Source organism: Mesorhizobium sp. M3A.F.Ca.ET.175.01.1.1 (assembly GCF_004791945.1).
GTDB lineage: Bacteria > Pseudomonadota > Alphaproteobacteria > Rhizobiales > Rhizobiaceae > Mesorhizobium.
In genome coordinates, this window is record NZ_SRTP01000010.1 from 186,805 (window position 1) to 199,456 (window position 12,652).

15 protein-coding genes are annotated in these 12,652 nt (G+C 62.9%); 8 read left to right on the plus strand and 7 right to left on the minus strand.

What is annotated here, in order from left to right; translation table 11 throughout:
* Positions 1–2 precede the first annotated feature (2 nt).
* Together EN818_RS22085 and EN818_RS22090 are read left to right on the plus strand one after the other, a co-directional pair.
* Entirely contained in the window at positions 3–1,046 is a 1,044-nt protein-coding gene (locus EN818_RS22085; RefSeq protein ID WP_135905331.1) for a toprim domain-containing protein, read from the plus strand.
* Between the two features lie 247 nt (positions 1,047–1,293).
* Entirely contained in the window at positions 1,294–2,235 is a 942-nt protein-coding gene (locus EN818_RS22090) for a DUF2493 domain-containing protein (RefSeq protein ID WP_135905333.1), read from the plus strand.
* Between the two features lie 179 nt (positions 2,236–2,414).
* On the opposite strand, the gene EN818_RS32795 is transcribed toward EN818_RS22090, so the two are convergent.
* Complete coding sequence (locus EN818_RS32795; protein WP_189523827.1) at positions 2,415–2,822, minus strand: hypothetical protein; 408 nt, start codon at positions 2,820–2,822, stop codon at positions 2,415–2,417.
* Between the two features lie 204 nt (positions 2,823–3,026).
* Positions 3,027–4,067 carry an IS110 family transposase gene (locus EN818_RS22100; RefSeq protein WP_135905335.1) on the minus strand — a complete coding sequence of 347 codons (1,041 nt, stop codon included), beginning with the start codon at positions 4,065–4,067 and terminating at the stop codon, positions 3,027–3,029.
* A gap of 55 nt (positions 4,068–4,122) precedes the next feature.
* Here EN818_RS22100 and EN818_RS22105 point away from each other — a divergent pair, with 55 nt between their 5' ends.
* The 4 genes from EN818_RS22105 (at position 4,123) to EN818_RS32800 (ending at position 6,438) form a co-directional block, all read left to right on the plus strand.
* Positions 4,123–4,485, plus strand: a complete 363-nt coding sequence (locus EN818_RS22105; RefSeq protein WP_189523828.1) for a hypothetical protein — start codon at positions 4,123–4,125, stop codon at positions 4,483–4,485.
* Positions 4,486–5,194: 709 nt separating this feature from the next.
* A complete protein-coding gene (locus tag EN818_RS22110) occupies positions 5,195–5,518 on the plus strand; it encodes a DUF736 family protein (RefSeq protein ID WP_006205585.1) in 324 nt (107 codons plus the stop codon).
* Between the two features lie 65 nt (positions 5,519–5,583).
* Complete coding sequence (locus EN818_RS22115) at positions 5,584–5,910, plus strand: hypothetical protein (protein ID WP_126092739.1); 327 nt, start codon at positions 5,584–5,586, stop codon at positions 5,908–5,910.
* Between the two features lie 363 nt (positions 5,911–6,273).
* Positions 6,274–6,438 carry a hypothetical protein gene (locus EN818_RS32800; RefSeq protein ID WP_189349945.1) on the plus strand — a complete coding sequence of 55 codons (165 nt, stop codon included), beginning with the start codon at positions 6,274–6,276 and terminating at the stop codon, positions 6,436–6,438.
* Positions 6,439–6,469: 31 nt separating this feature from the next.
* On the opposite strand, the gene EN818_RS22120 is transcribed toward EN818_RS32800, so the two are convergent.
* The 5 genes from EN818_RS22120 to EN818_RS22140 all read right to left on the minus strand — a co-directional run bounded on the left by EN818_RS22120 (position 6,470) and on the right by EN818_RS22140 (position 9,159).
* Positions 6,470–6,748, minus strand: a complete 279-nt coding sequence (locus EN818_RS22120; RefSeq protein ID WP_126092740.1) for an HU family DNA-binding protein — start codon at positions 6,746–6,748, stop codon at positions 6,470–6,472.
* Positions 6,749–6,894: 146 nt separating this feature from the next.
* Positions 6,895–7,149 carry a WGR domain-containing protein gene (locus EN818_RS22125; protein ID WP_135905338.1) on the minus strand — a complete coding sequence of 85 codons (255 nt, stop codon included), beginning with the start codon at positions 7,147–7,149 and terminating at the stop codon, positions 6,895–6,897.
* 343 nt (positions 7,150–7,492) lie between these two features.
* Positions 7,493–7,969, minus strand: a complete 477-nt coding sequence (locus EN818_RS22130) for an XRE family transcriptional regulator (RefSeq protein ID WP_127410621.1) — start codon at positions 7,967–7,969, stop codon at positions 7,493–7,495.
* A gap of 150 nt (positions 7,970–8,119) precedes the next feature.
* The gene (locus EN818_RS22135) at positions 8,120–8,461 is read right to left on the minus strand and encodes a hypothetical protein (protein WP_135905341.1); all 342 of its coding nucleotides are present in this window, start codon (positions 8,459–8,461) and stop codon (positions 8,120–8,122) included.
* Positions 8,458–9,159 (minus strand): ParA family protein, encoded by a 702-nt coding sequence (locus EN818_RS22140; protein ID WP_135905343.1) that lies wholly within the window; start codon positions 9,157–9,159, stop codon positions 8,458–8,460. The genes EN818_RS22135 and EN818_RS22140 overlap by 4 nt, the downstream gene beginning before the upstream one ends.
* Before the next feature lie 266 nt (positions 9,160–9,425).
* On the opposite strand from EN818_RS22140, the gene mobC reads away from it, so the two are divergent.
* Entirely contained in the window at positions 9,426–9,830 is a 405-nt protein-coding gene (gene mobC, locus EN818_RS22145; protein WP_135905345.1) for a plasmid mobilization relaxosome protein MobC, read from the plus strand.
* Positions 9,830–12,646: a hypothetical protein gene (locus tag EN818_RS22150; protein WP_135905347.1), complete on the plus strand. Its 2,817-nt coding sequence runs from the start codon at positions 9,830–9,832 to the stop codon at positions 12,644–12,646. Before mobC ends, EN818_RS22150 begins: the two co-directional genes overlap by 1 nt.
* Positions 12,647–12,652 lie beyond the last annotated feature (6 nt).

The window sequence follows — 12,652 nt, forward strand, 5'->3', positions numbered from 1 at the left end:
TCATGACCGGCTCGGCCTCCGAGCTGGCGCGCCGTCTTGGCGATCATGCCGAGGCGGTGTGCCGCGAATATCTCTCTAACGGCCATCGTTCGGGCAATCACTGGATCGTCGGTGACGTGCGCAACACGCGCGGCCGCTCCATGCATGTGCGGTTGAGAAGCAACGCTAAAGGCCCGGCGGGCAAGTGGGTGGACGAGGCGACGTCCGAGTTCGGCGATCTCCTCGATGTCATTCGCGAAAGCTGCGGGCTTATCGAGTTCCGCGATGTCGCGGACGAGGCGCGCCGCTTCCTCGCCATGCCGCGACCGCCGGCGCAAGACTCCGGCGCGGAGCGCCAGCCAGCCGCGGCACGCGGCTCACCCGACGCCGCGCGTCGCCTGTTCGCCATGTCGCAGCCGATCGCCGGCACGCTGGCCGAACGCTATCTTGCTTGCCGCGGCATCCTGCTCGCCGCGCGTGAACGCGCCTTGCGCTTCCACCCCGGCTGCTACTACCGCGATCTTGTCACCGGCGAGACGCAGACCCTGCCCGCGTTGATCGCGGCCGTCACTTCCCTCGACGGACGCGTCACCGGCCTGCAACGCACCTGGTTGGATTCGAACGGCAACGGAAAGGCGCCGGTTGCCGATCCGCGCCGCTCGCTCGGCAATCTTCTAGGCAACGCCATCTGGCTCGGCATAGAGCTTGGCGCATCAATTTCGGTCATGGTCGCCGGCGAGGGTTTGGAGACGATGGCCTCGCTCCGCGTCGTGATGCCGGCACTGCCGGTGGCCGCCGCGACCTCGGCCAATCATCTTGCCGGCCTGTCCTTCCCGCCCGACTGCCGCCGCCTCTACATCGCGGCCGATGCCGACGCTGCCGGCCGACATGGCATTGAGCGGCTCAGCCGGCGCGCAGGCGAGGCCGGCATTCTCGCTATAGTGCTTCGCCCGCAGCTCGGCGACTTCAACGACGATCTGCGCCATCGCGGTGCGACCCATCTCGCGGCATGGCTCAGCGATCAGCTCGCCCCGGAAGATGCCCGTCAGTTCCTGACGTCGGGATGAGCGGTCAAGGGGCTACAGGCGGGTAGGGCGGCATCACCGGAAGTCTCGCAACCATGGGCGCGCAGTCCGCCGGAAAGGCCGCGCCCGCGGCCTGCCTGAGAGGCGATCCCTGCCACCCCCCGGTCACGGCCGCAACGGCTGCGCCGTCCTCCGCTTCGCTCCGGCCTTCGGTGCGGCCGCGCCCGGAGCGCGGCCGGGATGCGCTGTCAGGCCGCTATAGCGCGGCCACAACCGACGGAGACACGCCATGACCTACGAGCTTCCCTTCGACGACGCCTACGAGCACTACCACGCCTCCTCGCCGACCGACCGCGTCATCCTCGAACTGCAGATGTACGGCCATCGCCCGCATCAGGACGAACCGGATCCTCGGCCACTTCCCGACGACGAAGTGATCCGGGCCGGGCTTGCCGGTATCGTCGAGACCTTCGCCGGTATGCTTGGCGACACCAGGCTCGAACCCGATCTCGACGACCTGCTCTGGTCCTTCGCAAACGTCTTCCATCGTGCCGCCGAACGCGTCGGCCGCAGCCTCGACCGCAACGAGGAGGCGCAGCGGTCGAGCCAACGCGAGCAGGATGGCTCGGAGGTGAAGTCCGTCGAGCTGGAACGGCTCACGGCCGAAGGCATCACCTATATCGAGCGCCGCAACGTCCTCGAAATCATGCGCGACGAGGCCGCCGACCTCTACGAAGCACAGACCGGCTCGGCGTGGCGGCCGCGCACCGGCTCCAAGGTCTCCCATCAGGCGATGACGGCGGCGGTGATCGACAGCCGCGACTTCCTCGCCGCGCGCCGTCGCGCCGAGACCGAGGTGCTGGTGCCAGCCGGCACCAGGATCGCCTTCGCCGGCGGCCTCGACTGCAACGATCACGACCGGATCTGGGACGCGCTGGATAAAGCCCGCGAGAAGCACCCGGACATGGTGCTGCTGCATGGCGGCAGCCCACGCGGCGCCGAGCGGATCGCCGCCTGCTGGGCCGAGAACCGCAAGGTCACGCAGATCGCTTTCAAGCCGGACTGGAACCGGCATGCGAAGGCCGCCCCGTTCCGGCGAAACGATCAGCTGCTCTCGGTCATGCCCTACGGACTGATCGTCTTCCCCGGCTCCGGCATCACCGAGAACCTGGCCGACAAGGCTCAACGACTCGGCATCCCCGTCTGGCGGTTCACGGAAGGTGGCGCGTGAGCGCCGCTTTCATTCCCCGCGTCGAAGAATCCGACCCGCTCACGGTCGGGTTCTTCGCGTGTGCACACCCGTTCCGGTCAGCAATCCGGCGGGAGCGCGGTGCGAAAGAGCGCAGGATGGAGAGTGGCCAAAAGTCCTCCGACACGGGTTGGGCGGGCCGGCCTCCGGCCGGCCGGGCTCTACTCGCGGCGTGCCGCCGCTCCCCGAGCCGGCTTCGCCGTCTCGGACTTCGGGTGACGATCCCTCGCGCGGGCCCAGAGGGAGAGGGCGGCCGGGCCGGGGGGCGGTTGATCTGAGAGAAAGGAAAGCGACCAATGACGATAATATTCCTTGGCGGTTCGCGTGACATCTTCGAGCTGCCGGTCCCCGCGATCGAACGCATCGGCGCGATCGTTGCGGCCGAGCACGGCGTGCTGATCGGTGACGCGCCGGGAGCAGATGCCGAAATGCAGGGCCTGCTTGCGGGCTACAAGTACGAGCATGTCGGGGTCTTCCATGCCGGCAAGGAACCCCGCAACATATGTGGAACGGCCACGCGGGCAAGGACTTTTTGCAGACATTTCATCCAGCGGGATCGGTGCGGTCATATGTCCGGCCTTTCAGCGCGGTCTAAGACCGCTGGCCTCGATGAAATTCGCGATGCGAGGGGCTGATCAATCTGACGCGCTTTAAGCGCATTGTCGCGCCGGCCTCTCTCGCCTCGGGATTTCGTCCCGTGGATCATCGTCTAATTTTGCACCTCGCCTCTGTCCGGCGTCGCGCCGGCCAGTCCGTCCTGGTCGTCGTTCGGCTCAGGCGTGTGCCGCGCCGCTCGCCGCGCCAGTATTTCGGTATGTCCCGCCCCTGGTGAGCAGCGCCCAGATGATCCTCGCCATCTTGTTGGCGAGCGCGATTGCGACGACCTTGAAAGGCCGTCGCGCTAAAAGCGCGACTAGCCATCGCGGCGCTTTGTCGTTGCCCTTCACGCGTCGCAAGACCGACGTCGCGCCACAAACAAGCAGCGAGCGGAGCGTCGGGTTGCCCATTTTCGATATGCCGCCGAGCCGCTCCTTGCCACCGCTCGAATGGGGCTTTGGCGTCAGTCCTAGCCAGGCGGCGAAGTGACGGGCGGATTTGAACCCGTCGGGATCCGGGATCAGCGCTTTGACGGTAGCAGCCGTGATCGCTCCGACGCCCGGAATTGTCGTCAGCCGTCGCATGTCCTCGTCGCGCTTCGCCTCGCCGACGATCCCTCGTTCGAGCTTGTCGATTTGACGCGTCAGCGCCTCGATCTGATCGGCGATTTCAGCCAAAGCCAATCGAGCGGCTTTTGGCAGGCAAACGTCCTCCTCGTCCCGCACGATCTCGATCAACGCAGCCACTTTAGCCGTGCCGAGGGCGGCAACAACGCCCAACTCCGACAAATGCCCGCGAAGCGCGTTGATCGCCTGAGTTTGCTGGCGGATCAAAAGGGCGCGCGTCCTCAGCACCATGGCCGCCGCTTGTTGATCAGCCGATTTGATCGGAACGAAACGCATGGTCTTGCGGGTGACGGCTTCGCTGATCGCTTCGGCGTCGGCGGCGTCCGTCTTGCCTCGTTTCACGAAGGGCTTCACATAAATCGGCGGGATCAACCGCACGTCGTGACCGAGCGCCGCAATCTCGCGCGCCCAATAATGCGAACCGCCGCACGCTTCCAAACCAACCAGACACCGCGGAAGCTTTTGGAAAAAAACCAGCAGCTCGGCTCGACGCAGTTTGCGATTGAAAATCGGCGCGCCCTCGGCGTCGGCGCCATGAATTTGAAAAACGTTCTTGGCCAAATCCAGGCCGATGGTGTTAACCTGCTTCACGGAACGGCTCCCTTCCTTGTGGCGTTGCTTGCAACGACCACGTTCTAGCACTTAGATGCTGTCGGTAGCGGGGCCGTTCCACACCATCAATCTGGGCGACTGGGCCGCCTACCATGTTCCTTCTCCTGAGGATGCCAGAGGGTGCTGGGTCCACGCCGTCAAAGACCGGGAGATGGCGCGGCGGGCCGACTTTGGCATGATGGTCTGGGACGGCTCATCAGCCGGCACGGCCGTCAACGTGCTTCGGCTCGCCATCTCGAACAAGCCGTGCGTTATTTACGATCTGGCCAGGGGCAGCATGGCGACCACGTACAATGTGGAAGATTGGTGCGCCATGCTCCGCCATGCCGATCCCGACATTCGCCGCCAAGCCGAAGCCCGCATGACGCCGGACGAGCGTCTGGCGTTGCCAGGATGATGTAGGTGCGGTCCCGCCGACAGCCAGGCGGGTGCGATCCGATGCTTGATCCGGCCCGAGCCCCCAACTCCATTTGTATGAGTGGCCGGAGCCGGCCCCTTTCGAAACCGGCCCACGCGCAGAGCCGCAGGGCGTTGTGCAGGACAATCATCTTGCCCGCCTCGCCACCCGGGGGAGGCAGCGAGATTGCCGAACATCCTGGCCTGCGCGGTCATCCGTCATGGCAGCGAGGCATCACCAGCGATGGCTTGAATTTCGTGGCCAGTCGGCTCCGATCTCAAAACCGCTGTGCCGCCATACCGAACGCACAGGGCAGTTCACGCGCCAGGCTGCTGTTCGAGATGTGACAACGCAGACGACATGACCCGAGAGGTGCGCGACAAACATGTTCCGGCGATCCGGCAGCGTGTGCGGCCAAGCGATGGCGGCCTGAGTTCTTGTCCATCTGCTGCATCCGGGGCCATTCCCGTTTCATGTCGCCTTTGTAGACGACCGCCTGCTTTGTGCGGTCAACCCCCGTTGGGGGTACACTCGGCGAATATTCAGGAAAATTCGATTTCTGTTTTTGTCTGCGGACAGGCGAAGGGCCTGCCCGCTATTTTTCGGCAAATAGAATTTTCCAGAATTTTCGCCGAGATGACCGCAGCAGGACGGCCCTCTCCTTTGGCGCCATCGGGAATGGTCCCGATGCAACCGAAGGAGAACTACCATGGCCACCACGATCGCAAATCTCACCACCAAGGCCGACGGCTCGATGGAAGGCGTCTTTGCCACGCTCCGGGTCAACGCCCCGATCACCCTCATCCCAAACACCAACAAGTCGCGCGAGGACGCCCCCGACTACCGCATCGTCAACAAGCGCACGGGCTTCGAGATCGGAGCCGGCTGGCACCGCATCTCCCAGCGTTCGGGCGAGGAATACCTCTCGGTCAAGCTCGAAGCCCCCGAGATCGGCGTCATCTTTGGCAATCTCGCTCCCGCCCCGGGCGGCGAGGAAAACAAGAAGGTCATCCTCTGGAACAACCCCCAGTGAACCGCAGCGAGCCGGCTCCGCAAGGGGCCGGCTCTCTTTTCGCTCCACCCGATCAGGAGGCTTCAATGAGCCGCTACACCATCACCGTCACCAGCGACCACCGCTCCGATCCCAACGCCGTCATCGGCTATGATCCGCCGCTTCGCACCTTGTTCCTGCAGGCGTTCCCCGAAGAGAGCGGCGACGATCTCGCTTTGTGGCTCGGCACCAGCGACTGCGAGTACGAAACGCTCGACGCGCTGCACGCGGCAGCGCGATCACGCGGGTTCGACTTCATGCCGCTTCCCGACGATGTCGCACTGCTGCTTGTAGAACATCTCGCCAAGGGCGCTGACGGACAGCCGCATGACGGCCCGCTCGCAGCATTCTTGCGGCATCTGCGATCGAAGTAGCCACGAAAGAGGCCCGTGCCGGGCAAGCGTCCGGCACGGGCCTCTTTTTTTGCCAACCCGGGCCGCCTCCGTCGAACGTCATCACAACGCTGACCTGTCACGGTGGTCACGTTGGCGCCTCACACGGGACGGTGCCGCGCGTGCTTCTCGGTTTCCGGTCGCATATCCGGGCACGGGGTGTCTGCTCAGGTCGTCCCATGGTGCCATGGCGCTCCGAAGGCCTCAAGGACGAGCGGTCCCCCAAAATGCTTGCGCATTTCGGCTCCCCCACTCGCCGCCTCCGGCGGTCGCTGCGCGATCCTTGACCCCTCCGGCCCGCCATCGCCGCCGGCGTCGTCCTTCACAAACATCAAGGAGATGACGATGTCGATCGATCAACACATTGAAGAGCTTCGGGCCGAGCTGCGGAACGCCGTCGACGCCGACGAGCGGCGCTGGATCAAGGAGGAGCTGGCGATGGCGCTGGCCGAGCGCGAGGCGATCTGGGCCGAGCAGGAAAGCCTCTTCAGCAGCGATCCGCCCTTCTAGGGGTGTCGCGCATTGGACGCGCTTGTCGGCCTCAGCCGTTGAGCGCGTCCTTCACGGCCTTCGCCGGCACGAAGGCCAACTTCTTCGAGGCCGCGATCTTGATCGTTCCGCCGGTAGCCGGATTGCGGCCTTCACGGGCCGGCGTCGCCTTCACCTTGAATTTTCCGAAGCCGGGGATGTTCGTCTCGGCCCCGCTCGCCGCCGCGGACGCAATCTCCTTAAAGACGCCGTCAACAATGGCCTTGGCCTGCGCCATGGTCAGGTTCTGAGTTGCGGCAATCTTGTCGGCAATCTCGGTCGCTGTAGTCATGTCGAGAACTCTCCTCGCTGGTGGATCAATCCCTCCCCTATGGCAACCAATTCGCCGTAAGGGTAGGGCAGGCGTTCGAGTAACGCCCGCATCCACCGAAAATCGCGGGATTCTTGGCTATTTCGTCCTACTCTGCGACTCAGATTTCACGCGGCGCTGCTGTCGCGATATCCCTTGCGACGCTTCGTACGTTCGAGTCGCATCGAAGCGCTCGCCGCGTCATCCTCACTGTCGAACGTCTCCATCATAGACTGGCCGTGGGTGCCGATCCTTCCCCAGTTGCGGATGACGGAGGCGCCGCCGAACAGGGTCGGCTGGATGGCGAGCATATAGAAACGCCGCATGTTCCGTGACGGGTCGATGCGGTGAAGATGAACTGGCACTGTTTTCTCGTGATCCATGGCCGGAGTCTCGCTTCCTGCGGAAGTGGCGTCCAACGACATTGCTGAATCGATCCCGCAGGACCGATTCGTGGAGATGATGGATCGCAGCGTCGGCCGACGCATGGTTGGCTTGTCTTCGGTAAGGAAGCGTTGGGCGAGGCCCTTCGGGCACGGCTCTACTCGCGCCCCAAATGGCGCTCCCCGAGCCCGCAAGCGGTCTCCGCGCATTCGCGTGACGATCCTCTCGCGAAGGTCGGCCCGCCGGCGCGCATCCCCGACGACTGCAGCGCGAAGCGGGCGCGTGACCGGCAGGTCGCGGGCGGGCGGACACTGCGCACGCCGGGATTTGCCTCTTTTTCCCTTATGACTGACCTGAGCGGTCGCGTTCGCCCACCAATCCTTCGATCATGCCGAGCAGGCTGGATGCCGTCGATGCCGGCATGTCCAAGATACGCAACATCAGCTTCAATTTGTCGTCGGCTTCCTTCCGGGTTTCCCCGAACAGGTGAGGGGCTGCTGCGTGAATCATCTCCACCGGCGAACAGTCGAGAATTTCGCAAAGATGGATCAGCCGCGTCGCCTGGAGCTTGGAGAAGGCCCGCTCATAGCGCGCGAAGATGGTCTCGTGCAGGCCGACCATTGTACCCATCTGCGCGCGGTTCAGCCGCTTGGCGTCGCGGTGCTCGCGGATGAACTGGCTGAATATTTGCTCCATTTCGCCAAAGCTTAGAATACCCTCAAAGCCGGGCTTCCTGTAGATCGGCTTTTCCGATTCTTCATCGGTCGTTTCGACGAGCCCCTGCTCCTCGATGTATTTTTGAACATCCTTGATCGCCATGGCGGCGGCTTCTGCCCGTTCTCTGTTGCCCAAAAATGCGCGTCGGTCTGACCTACGCGTTCGCCCCGATCGGCCCTAATTCAATAGAAAGTAGAGCCAATTTGACATAACTAGCAGGAAAATTAGCCGCGGATCAAATCTCCTCTTTCGTCAAGCCCCGATCTCATCGAGATATTTGACGATCGCCGCTTCGATAATCGCCTGCATCGAGGTTTCTGCAGTGAACGATGCCAGCTTCAACCGGCGCTTCGTCTGCCGGTCGAGACTTACATTGACGAAGAAGTTTTCTCCCTTCACCCGTTCGCGCTTCACCCGCCGCAGTGCCTTTCTTGCCTGCTGCCGGATGTCGATTTCGACCTCCGGCTTGCTGCTTGGCGGTTCCGGCGATCTGGTCGCTATGTCTTGTTGGCGCACGTTGACGGGGCCAGCGGCGATCTGCTTTCGAGGCGCTGTCGCGAACTCATCAAGCGACAGGTTTTCCCGGCGGCTCATTCCACTTCCCCATTTTCGCCGCCAAGGTTGAGAAGCGTATCGATCTCTTCGACGACGCTCCGCGTCTCGCGGCGCGCCTTGGCGACTGCCTCGGTCAAATCCTGCATCTGCAGCGTGCCGATGCCGTTCTGGATGTCCTTGTAGACGTTGCGCTCCATCACCTCGGTCCGAAACAGATAGGTGCCGACCTTGTCCGCGATGATCGGACGAATCTTGCGATAAAGCTCGGTATGACGAACGGTCAGCGAGACGCGCGTCCGCAGCACGCCATGCCGGCAATCGCGACCGAACGCGTCGTTGACGCGCAGGACGGACTCGAAACAATCGATCGCCCCGAGCACCTCCCGCTTCGATGCCTGGATCGGCGAGATCACCAGGTCGGACCATCCGATCACCGGATCGATGATCGCGGTGTCCTCTCCCGGCGTGTCGATCAGAACGTAGTCAAAACTGTCGGCTGCACGATCCAGAAAGGCGCTAACTGCTTTGGCGGTCTTATGGCCAAGGACATCGATCCCCTCTGCCTGCGCTTCCTTTTCCCGGCAGTCGCTCCACCACTTGGTCAAATTGCTGCGGGCATCCATGTCGACCATCGCGACGGTCAGGCCCCGCAAGGCATACTCGCCGGCAATGTTCATGAGCGCGGTGGTCTTGCCTGCGCCACCCTTGCCGTTGATGGCGGAGATCACGGTCGGCATCCTGCGTTCTCCTACAAATATGTGTTTCTACTCACACACGAATCCATGTCCGTGGAGATGTGGATTCGTATGACTCCACGCTTACACGAGTATAGAAATATAGGGTCGTATTGACCATAGAAAAATGGAGTGATGGCGATGTTGGCGTCAAATCAATGTCTTTTTGAGTTGGCAGGATACGGAAAAATGTGATACATTTTTCCTGACAATCGAGGGACAAGCCCTCGATCCGCGGCCTGCGGCCGCAAAGGCAGGAAAGATCGCCGATGAAAGCGCCGGACGCATTGCGTTCACGACGGGCCGCTAGGCGGGAGAAGGTCGCCCACATCCGCTTTGCGGAGGATGAGATATCAGCTGTAGAAACCGCGGCGGAGCAAGCCGGTCTTTCCGTTTCGGCTTTTATCCGGTCGCTCTCGCTCGAGGGCGCTGGCGTCCGGCCGTTCATGAACAGGGAAGATCGGGCGGTCCTCGAGATGCTCATCCAGGACATGCGGGCCGTTGGCGGCAACCTCAATCAGATTGCTCGCGCCCTTAATAGAAGTCGGTCTGTGGCTGGCTCGGATCTCAAAGGAGCAATCGACGATGCCCGCGCGATCGCAACCACGGTCGCGGCCGAGCTCGCTGCGATGACCAAGCGTGCCGGCGCTGGCCGGCGCGGTGAGGCGACGTGATGGAATTCTTCCTGGGCGCCTTCGAGCGGGATTGGGAGCGCCGGCGCGCGGCGCTGCTGCATGAATTGCAGATGGGCGAGCACGAGGATCTCGACTGGGACCGGCCGCGAAGGGGAGGGGTTGCCCATCTGCCGGCGGGTGTTGGTGGTTGGGGCGGCGCGCGGCGGCAAGGCCGCGTCGTTGCTTTCCGCGGAACCGGTGGTGGCCGGCCAATGCATGCTCGGTTTGCGGCGCTCGCCCGCGGAAGCCAGCCGGCGGTGGTCAAGCTTGCCTCCTATGGCGGCGGCATCCGCGCGGCAGCCATGATGAGCTACGCCTCGCGTTCCGGTGAACTCCCGGTCGAGAACGAAAAGGGCGAGCGCATCATCGGCAAGCAAGCGCTCGCCGAATTGCGCGGGGACTGGGAGCATCTCTTCGACAACCGCACCGCCAGCCGCGATGTCGGCATGTTTCATGCGTCTATTACCCTGGCATCAGTCGCGGGCATGGACGATCGGGAAGAATTTGCTCGTGAGATCCTGAAGGCAGGGCTTGGTGACCGGCGCTTTGTCTATGCTGTCGAGGAGAAGAACGCTGGCGAGCTCGAGGTGCGGGGCGTCGTGGTGCTGCGCGACCCAGGCGGCGAGCGCCTGACCGCTGACGCCAAGGCAACGGCGATCGTCCAGGAGAGGGTAGACAATTCCGATGTCGGACGAGAAGCGGAAGTCCGTTTCTGGTTTCGCGGTTACGGCAATGGCGTGGAATTCGCGACGGCGCGGGTACGAGATCTGGTCGAGCGCATGCAACAGGGTGTCGTGCGCGATGAGACGGCCCGCATCATCGGAGACTTCGAAAAAGCCGGCGACCTGGTCCAAAAGGAATGGCGGCGGGAGCTGCACAGCCGCAAGGGCAGGGACGTCATGCATCTCATCGTCTCGGCACGCGCCGGCACAGATGTAACGGCATTCCAGGCCGCGGTGCGCGATTTTCTTGGTGAGCAGTTCGGCGGTCACCGATACGTGTTCGCACTGCATGATCCGGCCGACGATCCGAAGGAAACGGAGCAGGGCGGACGGCGGCCGCATATTCACGCCCACGTCATCGTCACCATGCGCTCCGAGACGGGTGATCGGATCGTGACCAGCCCGCAAATATTCCGGCAATGGCGTGCGCTGATGGCCGAGAAGGCTAGGGAGCACGGCATCGACATGGAGATGACCGACCGCCGCGAATTTGGCAATCCGCCAGCCTATGGGCGGAACCAGGTGCGGCCGGTGAGTTATGCCGGGCGGACCGAGCATGAAGGCACGAGCAGGGCTACACAGGTCCGCTACGATGCCAAGCGTACCAACCGGCACTCTGCGGCCCGATCAGTGCGCAGCGCCGGCTATGCTGTCGAAGCGGTCCAGGCTTGGAGCGAGATCAAGCATGCCGATCCAGACAAGGCCGTCGCCGACTTTGCGACCGCACAGATAGATCGCCTTCAGATGGCATTGAGAGAAAGTCACATCGACATCGATAAATTTGAGAATTCGCACAATGTTACAAATATGAATGCCAATATGGTAGAGTTGGAGAAATTGGTCGCAGCTGGAGGCCTACCCATGCGTTCGATGACACGAACTGAATTCGAAGCCTATGAAAAGCGCGTCGAAGCAGTGCTCGCAACCGTCGAGGCCGCGATCGAGCCGGTCGAGAAAAAGGATTTCGACGAGATCGCCGCGACGGCACGCGAGGTGGTGGATATCCGTCGCGAGTATCTGGAGCTTTCGGAGCAACAGGCTCAGGCCGAGCGTCTCGAGGCTGCTCCACAGGGTCAAGGCGAACGGGACGCGCCGCGGCCTCCGCAGGATGCGGTCAAGTTCCAGATGGCGGAGCGGGCCAGTGCTGACGGCACAGTAGATGGAAAGGTGAAAGATAACCCGGATCGAGGGCGCTTCGATGGCGAGGCGCGCGTCTCGCGGGACGATCTCTTCGACAGTGCCATCGCTCGCCATGGCGAAAGGGCTGTGCGTGAAGGAGATGAGATCTTGGCCGGGTATGATGCTGCCACCCAATCACTTGAGCGCGCCACGACAAGGTTCTCTAATGAGTATTCCCGCAGTGACCTATCCGATGACGAGCGTGCAACCATTCGCGCTGACTATCTTGCGGCGTCAAGTCGATATGACGCCGTGCTTCAACGCTACGCGCGGGAAGCACTCGACGGGAACACCTATCTCTACGAACAATCGAAGGGAGAGGAAAACCTGCAGGAGGCGCTGAAGGAGGAGGCTCAGCATCGTGCTTCCCAGCAGGCGATCGACATGTACGATCCTATAAGGAATCTCCCTGCACGACAGCATGACGAGCAGATGGTGCGAGCCGGTGACGAGTTGTTCGCCCGCATCGACGCCGCAAGGATCGCCGCTCATCGCCTTTACGACCCGGAAAATCGCGACGGCCGATCACCCGCTTCGAGCCTTGCCGAAACAGAAACCGAGCGTGACGCCCGGATCGCAAAATTGAGCGAGGCGGAGACCCGATACGCCGATCTGTTGCGGGAGGCTGCCCGAGCCGCTCTCGACGGCAACGGCTACATCCGCGATATGGCAACGATCAGACACGATCTGAACAACGAAATCCACATGGAGAGCCGGCGCAGAGCGGAAGCTGAACAGGAACGTGACGATAACGTACGGGTTACATCTGGACGGTCTGAACCGGGCAGCCGTGCGGCGAGGTTGAATGAGGAGTACCGGGCGGATCCGCCACAGCAGCAGGTTCCGCGCTTGCGCGAGTTGGAGCGTGAAGTCGAGCAGCGGCACGACCGCGAGCGTAGCGAGCAGGAACGCTAGGTCAGG